Genomic DNA, 16,823 nt, shown 5'->3' with positions numbered 1-16,823 from the left:
TTTCTTCGTGTTCTTCGTCCAGCGAAGCGACTTTGTGGTTGCTTGTTGTCTTTTAAAATCAAAAAACTATTTAACCACGAAGGTTTGAAGGGTGGAGAAGGTTAATTCAAAACATTTATTGTAAGGGTTTTCTTCGTGTTCTTCGTCCAGCGAAGCGACTTTGTGGTTGCTTGTTGTCTTTTAAAATCAAAAACCGATTTAACCACGAAGGTTTGATGGGTGGAGAAGGTTAATTCAAAACATTTATTGTAAGGGCTTTCTTCGTGTTCTTCGTCCAGCGAAGCGACTTTGTGGTTGCTTGTTGTCTTTTAAAATCAAAAAACTATTTAACCACGAAGGTTTGAAGGGTGGAGAAGGTTAATTCAAAACATTTATTGTAAGGGCTTTCTTCGTGTCCTTCGTGCAGCGTAGCGGCTTCGTGGTTACTTGTTGTCTTTTAAAATCAAAAAACTATTTAACCATGAAGGCTTTAAGGGTGGAGAAGGTTAATTCAAAATAGATATACAGAAAAAACTACCAATTGGAGTCTGAAAAATGAGTAAATACGATCAAGTAAAAAGTGCTGGACACTCAGTGGCTTTAGATCGTAATAGATTGATTTTGTTGCGATCAACTATTGGCTGTCCACAACTTTATTTATAGGCAGGTATAAAAAAGGCTACCGTTTAGATAGCCCTAATTACTGCGATTAACGCATGTTATGACAATAAGGAGTTATTTATGCGCTATTACTGAAATTTCAATTTGCGCTCCGAGTGGTAACTCTTTTACTGCTAATGCAACTCTAGCAGGATATGGTTTACTAAAGTATTCTGCGTATACTTTATTCATTTCTGAGTAAGCTTTAATATCTTCAAGATATACCGTTGCTTTAACAACATTACTTAAGTTTAACCCTTCTTTTGTCAAAAGCATTTTTATTTTATCAAGCACAATACGTGTTTCTTTTTGTATTGTAGGTTTTTCACCTCGTTCTGCTTTTAAAGCAATCTGCCCTGAAAGGTAAACTGTATCACCAGCTACTCTATAAGGTGAAAAAGGAAGTTCAGCAGAGACAACTTGTGAACCAAACAAAACCAACATTAAACTAAAAATAACTTTTTTCATAAAAAATCCTTTTTTTAAGGGGATATGCATGACGCATAAAAGAAATTTATACTATCTTAGAATAAGCATGATGTTAAGTATATTGTCGCCCCCATTGGAGTTTGTACAACCCTTTAATCCCATTTATGGCTCAATTTAATCAATTAGTTAATAAAAACAATAACCTATTTAATCTCAAGTAAATGTAAGTTACTGTTAATATTATTTTTATTTAAATAAACAGGCTGAAAATGAGAAATTCTACAGCCTCGTTATGCAACTTAAAGGTAAGTGAGCATGAATAAATCAGAAATAATAAAAGAAGTAGCTAAACGAACAGGTTTTCCAATATTTGAAGCTAAGGTAAAAAAATGTTGGAGATCCAGTGACTTTAGATCCTAATAGATTGATTTTTTACGATCAACTATTGGCTGTCCACAACTTTATTTCTAAATGGAACAGAAATATAAGATTGTTTATTTGTTCAAGTAGATAAAGGAAGTGACGGGTATATTAGTTAACGGTTACTTCAATTTTAATTGGATTGCTTAGATATCGCTCTGTTAGATGTTATCGAGTTAACAGCCCATTACAACTTAGAACCCTGTAAGTTATTGGACGATATGATTCATCCATTACAAAAAAATGATGTGGTGAGTATGGTTTGATAGGTTTGTGATGATCAATTTTTGAAATACAAGGTAGGATAGGGGGGGGGTTACTATCTTCGAATCGTCTATAGATTTAACAAAAACGTTTTTAAATATCCATTGCGATAGTAATACGTAAATTATAGTCTTTAAACCTAATCAAATGAATGCATTGAAAACATAAAACAGGTTGTGAATAATGAAGTTTTTTATACTCGTACTCGTACTCGTTACACTTAACTTATTAATTTCACTTGCATTCGCGCAAGAAAATACCCTAGAAAAACAAGTAGTGGATGCAATAGATAGTGTTGAGCAAAACACAGAATTAGTTGAGGAACAAAAACAACAAGTTCTCATAACTCTTAAAGATGCACAAAAATCACTTATTAATGCAAATGAGCAAGTCAAACTAGCTGAAAATTTTGATGAAATAGCCACTTCCACACCACAACAAATATTAACTATTCAAAATGAAAATGAGCGTTTAAAAAATAGAACAATTGAAATTGATTCATCGTTGCCTGTTAATCAATTACAAAATCAGCTTTTACTAGAGCTTGCAGATCAAGAAAACCGTTTGAACAGTTTAAAAGATAAGCAAAAAGAACAAAGTGATTTAAGTGTCCGTGGGAGTGCAGTTGCCAATGAGCTGAGCGAAGCATTAGCAAATAAAAAAATAATTAGTGAGGCGGTTAGTAAACAATCAAGTCAAAATACCAACCCCATTGAATTAGCAAATTTCTTAAAACAAAGTGCAAATGTAGATAAATATACTGCAACAATAAATAAACTAGAGCGCGAACTCGATACTATATCGACAAGGCAAACTTTAGTGAATGCACAACTTATCCAGTTGCGAATGCAAAGCGAATTTTATGAAAAAAAAATTACGGCACTTAGTGATTATTTATCGCAGACTCGTAATATGGAAGTACAAGAGACGGTTAACAAAAACAAAGAAACGCGTGCCGAATTTGAGCCACAATCTCCACTTTATACTATTGCCAGTGAAAATATTTCACTGGCCGAATTGCTCATAAAAATGCAAGCCGACTCAACCAAAAACAAAGAAAATATTAGTACGCTAAGGAGCCAAAAGCTTGAAGTGCAACAATCATCAGAAACAGTTGAGCGTGTACTGGCAACTGGAAGAGTAACAGATGAATTAGGTGAATTATTACGTAAGTTGAGAACGTCTTTACCCAATGATAGTTTGATTGAGCAACGCAAATATACCATTGAGGAAGATGCAATTCGAAATCAACTTGATGTGATATTGTGGCAGGAAAGAGTACGTAATATCTCTGACGTTTCGGTTACTGCTAGACAGTTTCTGGAAGATGCAATGAAAAATAATCAGGAGAGTTTAGTCAAGCAACAAAGTGATAATAGCACGTTGTTTACCTACTCTGATATCGAATCTGCGCAAAAACTGGTTGAAACACGCCGTGAGTTATTAAGTTTATTAATTGAAGCATCAAATGAAAAGTCTGATGGTATCAATGAAGAAAAGTTACTTATTAATCAGCTTTTATTATCAAGCGCAGAATTAAGAGAACTCTTAGATCGTAGACTTATTTGGTTACCTTCAAACTCAGGAAATATGAGTAATCTTGTCAATAATTTTATTAACAATATTAAATGGTATGTTTCGCCAGATTCATGGTTAAACTCATTTAATCTTTTATATTCAGGCATGTTAAAAACGCCGACTTTGTTTTTAATCTCACTTATCATCCCAATTACTATTTTAGCCTTAAAATCTAAAATTATTCATGTTTTACAATCATTAGTTAATCAAGTTGGTAAAGTAGGAAAGGATACCTATTTTACAACGCCACTTGCTCTATTGTTAACGTTTGTTTTAGCGTTGCCTGTTCCCCTTGCTTTATGCGCTCTAGCAGGTTTTATTTTAAATAATGCTGAATCTAGCAGCTTTTCAGCTGCGATTGCTACAGGCTTAGCATTAGCTTCTTCAGTCAGTTTGATTTTACTTTTCTTTCGGTCAATGAGTCGCCAAGATGGTATATTTGATAAACATTTTGGATGGAGTGATATTGCACGAAATAAACTCAGAAAGATGTTAACGTGGTTTGTGCCGACACAATCCTTAGTCACTTTTGTATTTGCAAGTGCAATTGCGAGTGGTGAGCCTGAATTGCGTTATGGCATAGCTATTATTGCTTTTATTACTGGGTCGCTCTTTATTACCATATTTACCTACCAATTTTTTCAACCTAATAATGGTGTAGCAAATAGTGTCGAAGGCGATTCATCTGCCAGTACATTTATGTATTTATCATTTCCTTTTATTGTTATTTCTCCATTTATTATAGGTTTACTTCCGTTATTTGGTTTTTTTGATACTGCAGTCGAATTACAATCAAAGATCTTCCTATCAGGTATATTATTGGTATTAGTAGCAGTTGTTTATGGCATTATGTTACGTATCTTTTTAGTTACTTTTCGTCGCCACATAATGAAAAAGAAACGCTTAGAAGCGAAGCTTCAACAAGAGGAACTTTTAGCACAAAGTCATGATGAATCAAATCCACCTCAAACTATAAACAATGAGATAAATAATGAGGTAAACAATGATGAAGTAATAAGACAAAGTCGATCAATCATACTTTGGATCTCTCGATTATTATTTATAGCTTGTCTTTGGTTTGTCTGGAAACCTTTATTACCTGCACTAGGTATTGTTGATGATATTGTTCTTTGGCAAGAAGTGACTGTAGTAGGTGGTGTAGAGTTAGCTAGCGATGTGACATTGTTGCAAATTATTCTAGGCATCAGTTTTATAACAGGTGGGGTGGTTGCGGCTAAAAATATTCGTGGTGTTATTGAAATTGGATTTTTTGAACGATTCAAAATGGATAACGGGGCTCGTTATGCTTTAATTACTATTTTAGGTTACATCTTAGTAGGCACCGGTTGTGTTGTTGGTCTATCTCTATTGGGTATAGATTGGTCAAAATTACAGTGGATTGTTGCGGCTTTAGGTGTCGGATTAGGATTTGGCTTACAAGAAATTGTTGCTAACTTTGTGTCGGGTATTATTATCTTGTTTGAAAGGCCAATTCGGGTAGGGGATTTAGTCACTATTGGCGACCAATCGGGTACCGTGACTAATATTTCAATTCGAGCGACTACGGTTACAGATTTTGACAATCGAGAGGTTCTGCTTCCAAATAAATCGATTATTACTGAAAATGTAACGAACTGGACTTTAAACGATGCAGTGACTAGGGTTGTTATTAAAATTGGAGTCGCTTATGGCTCTGATGTGGAACAAGTTCGTGATTTATTAATACAAGAGCTTAAAAATAAAACAGATATATTAACTCAACCAGGACCACAAGTTTTCTTTTTAGAGCACGGTGATAGCTCACTTAACTTTGAAGCCCGTGTCTATGTAGAAAAAACTGAATATCGTCTTCCTGTTACACATGCGATTAATAGTAGTTTTAACCGGACTCTTGCAGAACATAATATCTCGATACCTTTTCCGCAAAGAGACTTGCATATTGTTTCTAATCAACTGGTCCCGTAATTGTGGTTACCTAGTGTTAAGAATATCAAACGTTGGTTACATATTGCTTCTAAGGCTTGCAACGTTAGATTCTATGCATTATAAATTTATCAAAGTGAGTTGGGTTAATGAGAAATATGGATTATAAAAATATTAAAAAGTGCTGGACAGCCAGTGACTTTAGATCGTAATAGATTGAATTTGTTGCGATCAACTAATGGCTTTCCACAATTTTCTGCTTTGACGTGTTCTTGTTGTCTTTTAAAGTCAAAAAACTATTTAACCACGAAGGCACGAAGGGTGAAGAAGGTTAATTCAAAATATTTATTGTAAAGGTTTTCTTCGTGTCCTTCGTGCAGCGAAGCGGCTTCGTGGTTGCTTGTTGACTTTTAAAATCAAAAACCGATTGAACCACGAAGGTTTGAAGGATGGAGAAGGTTAGGTCAAAAACAGTATTATCAAAGAATATTGCGATTCTTATTCGTATGATAACATCATGATTTTATTGAAGTCTAAGTTCATCGGAAACAAGGTTAAAGTAGCAATATCGCACCATATCAACAAATCAATTTTTTTTAGCTTTCTTTTTGTCTCTTATCCAAAGTACTGAACCATGCGTTTTCTTTATTTCAAAAAGATCTATTGCACCAAATAAATCACCTAATTTGGCAAAACCATAATTTCGCTGATCAAAGGATGTGTGATTAGATATATGTGTACCTATATGGCCGAGCATTGCCCAACCATCGTCATCCTCAACAGCCTCTATAGCTTGCCTAAGCAAATTAATTAACTTTGTATCTCGATTTAAAGTCTTTACTAGCTTCGTTGAAGTAATAGATATTTCTTTAATATCAGAATCGACTTTCTTTTTGTCATTATCAAAATATAGGAACTTAGAGCAACTATTTACAAAAGCGATCGGTGCTTTACGTTCGCCAAAACCAATCACTAATTTACCATCAGCTAGAGTACGGGTAACAAGGGGGGTAAAATCACAATCGGAAGAAACTAAACAGATTACATCAATATCTTTTGTATAAAGAATATCCATTGCATCTATGATGAGAGCCATATCACTGGCATTTTTTCCTTTTGTTAAATCAAATTGTTGAATAGGCTGAATTGCATATTCGTGTAAAACATCTTCCCATCTTTTTAAGCGAGAGGATTTCCAGTTTCCATATGCTTTTCTGATCGTAACTACACCAAATTTGGCTAGCTCAGATAATACAACGTCAATTTTTACAGCTGGGGCGTTATCAGCATCTATAAATAACGCAATCTTCTCTTTATCTTTCAATATTAAACTCCATTTCTACAAACAATAAAGTATTTTTCTGACCAAAAGAAGTAGAAAGGAATCTTATTGTCAACGTACTTTTATGATAGATATTTATCTATAATTAACTTTAAAATCAGTATTGTAGTATGTATTTTTATTAGATCAAACAACATGAGCCTCTTCAAAATAAAAATACTTACTTTGACTTATAATCCAAAGGTAATATCTGTCTCAACAGGTTCTAAAGTTTCACAAGGAAGAAACTATTATGTTTTTAGCAAATATTAAAATATGGAATTTTAGAAAGTATGGCTCTTCAAGTAAAATAGACTTAAGCAATCCTAATTTAGATTTGAACTTTACAAAAGGTCTAAATGTTCTTATCGGTGAGAATGACTCCGGTAAAACTGCGATAGTTGATGCTATTAAATTAGTTTTGAAGACCCACAGTTATGAATGGATTAAATTAGATGACAATGATTTTTTTGACTCATCTAATAGATTTAGAATTGAGCTTCGTTTTGAGGATATGGAAAAAGAAGCTTTTCACTTTACAGAGTGGCTTGGATTTGAGGGGCAAGGCGACGAAGCAAAGCCATATTTAAGAATAATTTATGATGTGTCGAGAACTGATCACCGCATATTACCTACCGATATATGTGCCGGAGTTGACATTCAAGGTACACCACTAAAAGCTGCTGCTCGTGAATATCTAAAAGCTACGTACTTAAAGCCACTTCGCGATGCTAATCTCGACTTAACCCCTAAGAAAAATTCCAGGCTATCAAATATCCTTCAAACACATGAAGCTTTTGAAAATAAAGATGAACATAGATTAGTTTTTCTTTTTCAGGAGTTTAATGAAAATGTCGCTGCATATTTTAAGGGCTTAGATGCCGATGGTGCCTCTCTAAAAGATGATATAAAAGGCAAAGAATTAAAGGATAAAATTGATACGTTCGTTAAATTATTTATTGATGAAAATCATGCGACTAATTTTGATGTAACTAACGCGAATTTAAAATCGATTTTAGAAAAGTTAGAATTACAAATTCTAGATCAGATAAACCCTGGCCTTGGCACGATGAATAAGCTTTTTATGGCGACGGAATTACTACATCTAGAGAAAGATAATTGGACAGGTTTAAGATTAGGCTTGATAGAAGAGTTAGAGGCACATTTGCACCCTCAAGCTCAGATGAAGGTAATTGAAGCATTACAAAATAAGCAAAATATACAGCTAATATTAACTACACATAGCCCAAACTTAGTATCGAAAGTTAAACTAGAAAACATTATTATTTGCCATAATAAAAATGCTTATCCCTTGAACAATAAGCACACATTATTAGATCCTGATGATTATAAACATTTAGAGCGATTTTTAGACACAACTAAAGCAAACTTGTTTTTTGCGAAAGGTGTGATTATGGTAGAAGGTTGGTCTGAAGAAATACTCATTCCCGCCCTTGCTAGAAAAATGAAAAAAGATGGTTTAATTACCAAAGATTTAACAGAAGCAGGCGTTTCTATTGTAAATGTTGCTAGTGCTGAGTTTATAAAATTTGCCAAAATATTTTTAAGACAAAGAAAACCTTGTCTAAATTTACCTGTAGCTATCATCACCGATGTTGATGTACCTGCTTATGAAAAAGAGTTAGCTATAGACAGCGAAGGCAAAGCCATTAAAAAAGGTAAAAACAATACATATAACTACCTCAAGTGTTGTGAAATTGAAGTTACTAAACAATCGTTACTAGAAAAAGAAAAAATAAAAGAAGAGTTTGATAAGCAATCTACTCGTGTATTTGTAACAGAAAGCTGGACTCTGGAATATAGTTTACTTATTTCTAGTACTTTAGGGGAACATGTAGAATCTGTTCTATTAGATATGTTTCCTAAAATAGATACCTCAAATTACGGAAGCGAATTAGCCAAAAAACTGTTAGGGAAAGACATTAAAAAAACTGAATTTTCTTACCAACTTGCAAATTTAATAGACCCAAATTCAGATGGTTATGATGATTCAATAAAACTAGATGAAACAGATCAGCCAATTGCTTCTCTTATGGGAGCAATTAAATATGTCTGTAATTAGTATTACTGATGAGGATATTGAATATGCTGAATCTATTTTATTAAAAGCTGAGCAAAAATTCGATGATGAACGAATTGAGTTCTTAAAAGACTTAAACACGCTTGATTTACAGGCCGTCCCTGGCAGTGGAAAAACAACTGTACTATTAGCAAAGTTATTGATTTTAGAGCGCTATATGCCTTTCAAAAATGGCTCGGGGATATTAGTAATATCTCATACAAATGCGGCAATTGATGAGATAAAAAGCCGTATTGGTGCTTATTGCCCAAAACTATTCTCTCATCCAAATTTTGTTGGAACAATACAGGGCTTTGTTAATGAATTTTTGGCTAAACCTTATTTTAAGCAAAGCTTTGGAAATGACATTACTAGAATATGTGACCAAGCATATGCTCAGCAAATAAAAAATAAATTAACTTTCGATTTACTTAGTCAAAGAGAGACTTTCAGAAAAGTTAAGTATATTTTTTCCTGTAATGAATCAAAAATATTTAATTATCGTTTTTCACAGGAACCCAATAGTACAAACTTAGTCAGTACAATAAATGGTTCTGATTTAGAAATAAGTAAACCAAAGCCGAAATCGAAAAACTATCAAGATTATTCAGATGAAGAAAAATCAGATATTTTAGATTATTTATTCAAATTAAAGAGGAAAGTTCTTGAGGAAGGCTATTTACACTTTGATGATGCTTATGCTTTAGCTTATAAATATTTATTCGCTAAGCCACAGATAATCAATATTATTCAACGCCGTTTTTCTTATGTGTTTGTTGATGAAATGCAAGATATGGATAAGCATCAATATCAAATTTTGGAAATGTTATTTTTTGATGGTGGTCGTTCTAAATCTGTATATCAACGTATTGGAGATAAAAATCAAGCAATTTTTAATGGAGAGGTTAAATTAGATGAAATTTGGATAGACAGAGAAACAGTAAAAGAAATCACAGGTAGTCATCGTCTATCTCCTCTAAATGCTAGCCTTACAAATATATTTAGTTTAACAAAATCAAATATCGTAGGTTTAAATTCTGATAGTCAAATCAAGCCTATCTTATTTGTTTATACCCTTGCTAATAAAGAACGGTTAATAGAGTGCTACACATTAATAATTAATAAGTTAACAGAAGGTGGTTTACTTCCAAATACCTCTTCAGAAGTGCTCTCCGTTGTAGCATGGGTTACAACAAAAAAAGACGACGCAACAAAAGTCACGCTACCTAGTTACTATCCAAATTATAGCCGTGAGCAAACAAAGCCCAAAAACGAATATGACTGTTTGGCTCAATATTTAATTTGCTTTGAACAGACGAATGACAGTTTAAAGCCAATTGCTTCCAATATTAAAAATGCAATTCTTAAATCGCTTAGAGTGACAAATGTTAAAGATGATGACGAAAAATTTTTCAAAGAATCTACGTTTAAAAAACTACTGCTAGAAAAATCAACTTTAGATGAAAAAGTAGTTTTTTTTGAAAAGAATATTTATTTATGGTCAATCAATGTAATGAGAGGTAACCACAAGCATGTATTAGGTGAATTACAAGCTTATATAATTTCAATCTTTAGGGCGTTTTTTCCAGGGTGTACAGCTAATAGAGCTTTTATCTATGATGTTTATGCGATAAATGATGTTTCAGCTCATCCTGAAAAAGAAGACTGTAATTTAATGTTTAGCACTGTACATGGTGTAAAAGGTCAAACACATTTAGCGACACTATATTTAGAATCCTTTTATTATAGCGAGTATGAATCTACCCAAATGAGTGAAGTATTTAATGGTTCAAGTAGTTTGGAGTTAATTAAAAATATAGGGAATAAAATTAACCAGCTAAGACTAGAAATAATGACATTAAATGAAAAAGGAAAACAAGGAGCTATTACGCGAGAAAAAGAAATTAAAAAGTTAAATACAAAAATAGATAACATAAAAAAATATTCTAAAATGCTTTACGTCGGCTTTTCTAGGCCAACTCATTTATTAGCCTTTGCTGTAGAAGAAAATAGATTTAATGAATTAACTATCAATACAGACCTTTGGGATGTGGTTTATATCTAAAGGAGACTAGATTTTGGTTTTTTTAACTATTAATCAGAAGTAATGGGTGAGCCTATTCATATAAAAACCCACGAAAATAAATAAAAATCCGTCATATATCCGTACAGTTGCCATTAGTTTTTTTTAGGCTTATACTTTATTAATTACGGAAATGTTCCGTACAATAAATGGGAGCAAGTTATGGCTACTGCACGCTTAGATATTCGATTGGATAAAGACATAAAAGTAAAAGCTGAAAAAGCTTCTGCTCTTTTAGGCTTAAAAAGTTTAACTGAGTATGTAGTTCGTTTAATGGATGAAGATGCATCGAATGTTATTGCTGAACATGAAATGATGGTTGTGGAGGGTAATGTTTTTGATCAGTTCGTCGAAGCTTGTGACAAAGCTAATAACCCTAATGCCGCATTATTAGCCGCTGCTGCATTTACGAAAGAAAGTCACGTTGAATGAGTTGGTCTAAAACCTTTGAAGAATTAGATAAGTCAGTTCATGATCGTAACTCATTCGATTGTGGTGAACTTGAGTTAAATGTGTTTATAAAAACACAAGCCGCTAAACACATGCAAGCAGGTATTAGTAGAACAATGGTATTACCCTCTAACATACCATTGTTAAATAATAAGTTTTCAATCTGCGCGTTTTACAGCGTTGCACCAAGTTCAATTTCTAGGGAAACATTACCCGCCAAACTTGCCAAAAAGTTACCTCAGTATCCAATCCCTGTTTTTTTACTGGCTCAATTAGCCGTTCATAATGAATTCCATGGACATGGATTAGGAAAAATCAGTCTCATTAAAGCGTTGAAGTATTTGTGGGAAGTTAATCATCACATGCGCGCTTATGCGATTATTGTCGATTGCTTGACTGACTCAGCCCAACAATTTTACGTTAAATATGGTTTTGAAGTATTGTGCGAATATCGTGGACGTACACGTTTATTTTTACCAATGAAAACGGTTGAGCAATTATTTAATCAATAATGAATGTATATCAAAAAGCGGGTCATTTCGACCCTGTAAATAATTCTGAAAAGGAACCGATCCGCTTTATATTTTCCAACACTTAGCCATTTAGCTGACTTAGCTAAGCTTTATTTACCGCTTCAACATCGATTCAAATCCAGATAACTTACTAATAGGGCTCTTCCATCGCATCGATGTTTAATAGGAACACTTGTACTACTTACCAAACACAACAGTTTTATTGCCATGAAGAAATATTCTATTTTCAATATGGTAACGCACAGCACGAGATAGGGTTAAGCATTCTATATGTCGTCCTTTGGCTGCTAGGTCTTCTGGGTAATAACTGTGATCAACCGTGTCTACGCTTTGCGTGATAATGGGACCTTCATCTAAATCGTCACTGACATAATGCGCCGTTGCGCCGACTAACTTTATACCGCGATCGTATGCCTGATAATAAGGTTTTGCACCTTTAAAGCCCGGTAATAAGGAATGATGTATATTAATTGCTCGACCAGATAATTTTTTAGACATGTCACTTGAAAGTACTTGCATGTAACGTGCTAGTACGACTAAATCAGATTTACTTTCTTCGATTATTTTATAAACTTCTGCTTCCTGTTCTGGTTTAGTTTCTTTTGTGATCGGGAGGTGGTAATAAGGGATGCCATGCCACTTTGCTAATTCCTCTAAATCAGGATGATTTGAAATGATCGCCGGTATCTCGATATTAAGATCACCCGTACGGTAACGATATAAAAGGTCATTTAAACAATGGTCATGTTTTGACACCATAATAACGACTTTTGATTTATAAGGTCTTGGCGCTAGTTGCCATTTCATTTCAAACTGACTCGCACGTTGCTCAAACTGCTCTGTGAAGCCATCTTGGTTAAATATTGCATCTGAATCGAGTCTGAATTCCACACGAATAAAAAATCTATTTTCCGTGGTGTCTACAAAAGAATGAATTTCGTTAATGTAACATTGCTGTTCAAATAAAAAGCGAGTCACCACATCAACGGTACCCGTTCGACTTGGGCAATCTGCAGTGATGATGTAGGTTTGTGCTGCTGATTCAATATCCTTCATTTTAAATCCTTTTGGTATTTCAACAAAATTTGATGATTAAAGAGTGTCTTTCTATGTATTTAAATTGTGTGTGGAGACTGTTTCTTGTCGTAAATGATGGTTAATAGTAATTTTTGAACGAATGAATCCCTTACCCTTAAAAAGGGGGAATTTTTTAAGATACTTGATGATATTTAAACGAACTGTTTATAAAGTGGTTTTTCAAAAAATAACTTTTAAAATAGTAACTTTTTAGAAAGTAAAAGCAGAGCTACATTATATTCAATGAATAAGATGTAGCTCTTTGGTATGTATGTTGATCATGGAAAGTATCAAAATAACGAATTTAAAGGCTAAAAATATTGATGATTAGCGACATAAACTCGTTTTTAATACCATCCTAATCTTCCATATAGCTTTCAATACTTGGGCATGAACAAATCAAGTTGCGATCCCCAAAAACATTATCTACACGGTTTACGGTTGGCCAGTATTTAGCGCCTTTACTGAATTCAGTTGGGAAACAAGCGAGTTCGCGAGAGTAAGCGTGTGTCCATTGTGCATCCATTAGGTCGACTTGAGTATGTGGTGCGTTTACTAATGGGTTATCTTCTAGTGTCCATTCACCTGATTCAACTTTGCTTGCTTCATGACGAATAGCAATCATTGCATCACAGAATCTATCTAACTCAGTTAAGTTTTCAGATTCAGTTGGTTCAATCATGAGTGTGCCCGCTACTGGGAATGACATGGTTGGTGCATGGAAACCGTAATCCATTAAACGTTTAGCAATATCTTCGCCTGAAATGCCAGAAGCAGCTTCAATAGGGCGGATATCGATAATACATTCATGCGCTACTCGGCCACCTTTACCACGGAATAAAATAGGGTAGTGTGGACGTAAACGTTCCATTACGTAGTTGGCATTTAAGATAGCCAGTTTAGTCGCTTCAGTTAACCCTTGCTCACCCATCATCGCAATGTACGCGTATGAAATAGGAAGAATTGACGCTGAACCTAACTCGGCTGCTGATACTGCGTAATGTTTGTTGTCTGCAGATTCAGTGACTTCGATGTGTCCTGGTAGGAACGGAATTAAATGTGCTTTAACACCGATTGGTCCCATACCTGGGCCGCCGCCGCCATGTGGAATACAGAATGTTTTGTGTAAGTTAAGATGTGATACATCAGAGCCGATAAAGCCCGGTGTAGTTAAACCAACTTGTGCATTCATGTTTGCGCCATCTAGGTAAACTTGACCACCAGCTTCATGTACCCATTCACACACTTCTTGAATTGACTCTTCATATACGCCGTGTGTAGACGGGTAGGTGATCATGATACAAGATAGGTTTTCACGGTGTTTTTCGATTTTAGCTTTAAGATCAGCGTGGTCGATATTACCTTCAGCATCACAACCGACAACAACTACTTTCATTGAAACCATGGCAGCAGAGGCTGGGTTAGTACCGTGTGCTGAGCTTGGAATTAAACACACATTACGGTGCGCATCGCCATTGTGTTGATGGTAGCGTTGAATCGCGATTAAACCTGCGTATTCACCTTGTGCACCTGAGTTAGGCTGTAGTGACATTCCGTCGTAACCCGTGATCTCACATAACATAGTAGATAGTTTTTCAGCGAGTTCTTGATAACCAAAGCTTTGCTCTGTTGGTGCAAACGGGTGCATTTGACCAAATTCAGGCCATGTCACAGGTAACATTTCAGCGGCTGCGTTTAACTTCATGGTACAGCTGCCTAATGGGATCATACCGTGTGTTAATGAGTAATCTTTGTTTTCTAGTTTTTTCATGTAACGCATCATTTGTGTTTCACTGTGATGCGCTGAAAATACTGGGTGTGTTAGGTATTGACTCGTACGACGACATGCTTCTGGAATCGCTGCAAATTCATCTTTTGCAATGGTGTCACTGAATTCACTAACTTGAAGTGCTTTGCCTGTGATCGCTAGTAATAGATCTTCAACATCTTTTGCAGTGGTTGTTTCATCTAAGCTGATGCCTAATTGCACGGGTGCATTGTCTGTTGTTGCATCTAATGATGGGAACTTACGTAGGTTCATACCTTCTGCTAATGCACGGTGGTAAATTGCTTTACTCTGTTCATTGGTATTAATGGTGATGGTATCAAAGAAAGCTGTATTTTCTAATTCAATACCTTCACTTTGCAAACCCGCCGCTAAAATAGCCGTGTAATGATGTACACGACGACCAATTTTCAATAGACCTTCAGGTCCGTGGTATAACGCGTAGAATGCAGCCATATTGGCGAGTAATGCTTGAGCAGTACAAATGTTTGACGTGGCTTTTTCACGGCGAATATGTTGCTCACGCGTTTGCATTGCCATACGTAATGCTTGCTTGCCTTTACTGTCTTTTGACACACCAATAACACGACCTGGCATAGTACGTTTAAACTTATCACGTGTTGCCATGAAGCCGGCATGTGGACCACCAAAGCCCATTGGTACACCAAAACGCTGTGCGCTACCAATCACTACGTCTGCGCCCATTTCGCCGGGTGCTTTTATTACGGTTAATGCTAATAGGTCTGATGCAACGGTGACTAATGTCTTTTTAGCATGTGCTTGTGCAATCACGTCTGTTAGGTCTGTGACATTACCGGTTGTGCTTGGGTATTGTAGAATTGCACCAAATACGTCGTGGTTATCTAGCTCTTCACTTGAACCAGTAATTATTTCATAACCAATGTATTCAGCACGCGTGCGGATAACGTCTACAGTTTGTGGATGTAGTTCATTACTGACGAAGAAAGCGTTACTTTTGCTTTTACTTGCGCGCTTACATAATGTCATTGATTCTGCGGCTGCTGTTGCTTCATCTAATAAAGAAGCATTCGCTAAGTCCATTGCCGTTAGATCCATTACTGCTTGTTGGTAGTTTAATAATGACTCTAAACGACCTTGTGAAATTTCTGGTTGGTAAGGCGTGTAAGCCGTGTACCAGCCTGGATTTTCTAAAACGTTACGTAGGATAACGTTAGGCGTTAGGGTGTTGTAATAACCTTGACCTATAAAACTACGATTAACGACATTTTTTTGTGCAATGGTTTTTAATGATGCCAACATAGCCGATTCACTTTGTGGCTCTGCTAGGTTCATTTTCTCTGGTAGACGGATTGCCGCAGGTACGGTTTGGTCTATCAGTTGATCTAAACTAGTTGCACCAATCGTCTCTAACATTACTTGCTGTTGAGCTGAGTCGGGGCCATTGTGGCGAGTTGCAAATTCTTGTTGGTCACTTAATAAATCGAGTAATGTTTTGGCAGTCATATTAATCCTAAACAGTTGCAGTTATAGAAAGGTTGTTTTCTTCTTTATATAAGCAATTACTAAGCATGCACGAAGCAAATAGTAATTAAATGCTTTATAAAAAAAAGGCGAATTCAAATGAAGTCGCCTTAATAAAGTTAATGGTTCTTTTTACTGTTGATGCAATGTGTTGAGAAAAGCAAAATGCTTATTCCTCGTTCGCTGCATGGTAGTCTTCGCTTGATAGCAAGTTATCTAACTCGCCAGCGTCTGCTAGTTTGATTTTAACAATCCAACCTGCAGAATATGGTGATTCGTTGATTAGCTCTGGGCTACCTTCAAGTTCTTCATTAATCTCAATGATTTCACCTGTTACTGGTGCATAAAGATCTGATGCTGCTTTAACTGATTCTACTAACGAGAATGCTTCACCTGCTTCTGCTTCATCACCTACGTCTGGTAAGTCTACAAATACTACATCACCTAGTAATTTTTGAGCTTGGTTCGAAATGCCCATAGTGATGGTACCGTCGCCGTTGTCTAGTACCCACTCATGTGATTCTGTGAACTTTAATGCACTTTCCATAGTTAAATCCTTAGCTAGTAAATGGTGTTTAGAATAAATGTTGTGCAATGAAGCATAACACTCACTTAATAAATTTAATGAGTCATTAAGATACCGTTAAATAAACTTGTTTCCAATAGTGGAATTAGTTTTCTTGCATAATTAAATTGAGAAATTAATGTTTAACATCTCACTAACAAGCTTAAATAAT

At 35.2% G+C, this 16,823-nt stretch carries 10 protein-coding genes; 5 read left to right on the top strand and 5 right to left on the bottom strand.

The features are described 5' to 3' along the window. Nucleotides 1-714: 714 nt before the first annotated feature. On the bottom strand, nt 715-1,107 hold the full coding sequence (locus SP041_RS15780; protein ID WP_160061621.1) for a RidA family protein: 393 nt from the start codon (nt 1,105-1,107) through the stop codon (nt 715-717). 828 nt (nt 1,108-1,935) lie between these two features. Between SP041_RS15780 and SP041_RS15775 the strand changes: the two genes are divergently transcribed. Next, nucleotides 1,936-5,295 (top strand): mechanosensitive ion channel domain-containing protein, encoded by a 3,360-nt coding sequence (locus SP041_RS15775; protein WP_137297924.1) that lies wholly within the window; start codon nt 1,936-1,938, stop codon nt 5,293-5,295. Nucleotides 5,296-5,839: 544 nt separating this feature from the next. Here the strand turns inward: SP041_RS15775 and SP041_RS15770 are convergent. Further along, nucleotides 5,840-6,577, bottom strand: coding sequence for an NYN domain-containing protein (locus tag SP041_RS15770; protein ID WP_137297923.1), 738 nt, complete (start codon nt 6,575-6,577; stop codon nt 5,840-5,842). A 250-nt stretch (nt 6,578-6,827) separates the two neighbouring features. Between SP041_RS15770 and SP041_RS15765 the strand changes: the two genes are divergently transcribed. The 4 genes from SP041_RS15765 to SP041_RS15750 all read left to right on the top strand — a co-directional run bounded on the left by SP041_RS15765 (nt 6,828) and on the right by SP041_RS15750 (nt 11,699). Next, on the top strand, nt 6,828-8,657 hold the full coding sequence (locus SP041_RS15765) for an AAA family ATPase (RefSeq protein WP_137297922.1): 1,830 nt from the start codon (nt 6,828-6,830) through the stop codon (nt 8,655-8,657). Then, nucleotides 8,644-10,719, top strand: coding sequence for a UvrD-helicase domain-containing protein (locus SP041_RS15760; RefSeq protein ID WP_170968564.1), 2,076 nt, complete (start codon nt 8,644-8,646; stop codon nt 10,717-10,719). The genes SP041_RS15765 and SP041_RS15760 overlap by 14 nt, the downstream gene beginning before the upstream one ends. A gap of 180 nt (nt 10,720-10,899) precedes the next feature. After that, nucleotides 10,900-11,169 (top strand): DUF1778 domain-containing protein, encoded by a 270-nt coding sequence (locus tag SP041_RS15755; RefSeq protein WP_137297920.1) that lies wholly within the window; start codon nt 10,900-10,902, stop codon nt 11,167-11,169. Next, entirely contained in the window at nt 11,166-11,699 is a 534-nt protein-coding gene (locus SP041_RS15750; protein WP_137297919.1) for a GNAT family N-acetyltransferase, read from the top strand. Before SP041_RS15755 ends, SP041_RS15750 begins: the two co-directional genes overlap by 4 nt. Nucleotides 11,700-11,897: 198 nt before the next feature. On the opposite strand, the gene purU is transcribed toward SP041_RS15750, so the two are convergent. The 3 genes from purU to gcvH form a co-directional block, all read right to left on the bottom strand. Beyond that, nucleotides 11,898-12,776, bottom strand: coding sequence for a formyltetrahydrofolate deformylase (purU, locus tag SP041_RS15745; RefSeq protein ID WP_137297918.1), 879 nt, complete (start codon nt 12,774-12,776; stop codon nt 11,898-11,900). 379 nt (nt 12,777-13,155) lie between these two features. Then, the gene (gcvP, locus tag SP041_RS15740) at nt 13,156-16,068 is read right to left on the bottom strand and encodes an aminomethyl-transferring glycine dehydrogenase (protein WP_025563430.1); all 2,913 of its coding nucleotides are present in this window, start codon (nt 16,066-16,068) and stop codon (nt 13,156-13,158) included. A gap of 187 nt (nt 16,069-16,255) precedes the next feature. Next, complete coding sequence (gene gcvH, locus SP041_RS15735) at nt 16,256-16,633, bottom strand: glycine cleavage system protein GcvH (protein ID WP_025563429.1); 378 nt, start codon at nt 16,631-16,633, stop codon at nt 16,256-16,258. Between the last annotated feature and the right edge of the window lie 190 nt (nt 16,634-16,823).

This window comes from Psychromonas sp. SP041, from assembly GCF_000470315.2.
GTDB lineage: Bacteria > Pseudomonadota > Gammaproteobacteria > Enterobacterales > Psychromonadaceae > Psychromonas.
Note: the sequence above shows the minus strand (reverse complement) of the source record. Positions and strands in the feature narration are given on the sequence as shown.